General features: G+C 55.9%; 2 protein-coding genes. One reads left to right on the forward strand and one right to left on the reverse strand.

Translation table 11 applies throughout. The annotated features are described in order from the left end of the window. Positions 1-190, forward strand: a 190-nt coding sequence (locus D7Y13_RS47355; RefSeq protein ID WP_208734563.1) for a hypothetical protein, incomplete at its 5' end; no start/stop codon positions are given. 73 nt (positions 191-263) lie between these two features. Here the strand turns inward: D7Y13_RS47355 and D7Y13_RS41940 are convergent. Beyond that, positions 264-728, reverse strand: a 465-nt coding sequence (locus tag D7Y13_RS41940; RefSeq protein WP_147452667.1) for a M16 family metallopeptidase, incomplete at its 5' end; no start/stop codon positions are given.

The raw sequence follows: 728 nt of genomic DNA on the forward strand, positions 1-728 counted from the left end.
GATTAACCTGATAGCTTATGAGGCAGATAGTTTTGAGGTGCGGCGGCAGCTACAGCTTCGGATGGGCGATCCGTATTTGATCAAGATTCGCCAGCATTGGGAAATATCGCTGCGGCAGGCGTTTGACAAAATGCCAAATGTAGATTGGCAGTCGCCCGCGTTAGAATCAGTGGTTCGGGCTGATCTGTAGCGATCGATATTTCTACGGTTTTTAGGGCGATCGCTTCCCATCTGTTCCGCAAAGTCAACAAACGGACATTGCTCTAAATTGGCAGCGCGATCGCCACCGATGCTCGATCGGAAGTGAGGTACTGAGCCGCAAGAGTTTGCAGCGTTTCCGGTTCAAAGGCGGCGATCGCCTGCGGATAGCTAACGGCGAGTTCTGCCTGAGCGATCGTGTTGTAGTAGCCGTAGAGTCCGGCAATTTGGCTGGCGGTTTCGGTTGAAAAGGCGTAGTCGTTGCGGAGCAGTCGCTGATGCCGACGCAGTTCGCTCGCCTCGATCGGAGTGGTGGCTAGCTCGTGCAGTCGATCGCAAATTCGCGCTTCGACTTGCTCAACATCTTCGGGTTCCAGCCACGCGCTGACGGTGATAATGCTAGCCTCGCGCTGAAGCGAAAAGCTGCTGCCGATCGCCTGCACGAGCTGTTCCTCTTCGCGGAGCTGCCAGACCAAGCGAGACGACTGGCCGCCCGCCAGCACCATTGAGAGCAAATCTAGCCCGTAGGC

Origin of the sequence: Corallococcus praedator (assembly GCF_003612125.1) — a bacterium.
In the GTDB taxonomy this organism is placed as follows: Bacteria; Myxococcota; Myxococcia; order Myxococcales; family Myxococcaceae; genus Corallococcus; species Corallococcus praedator.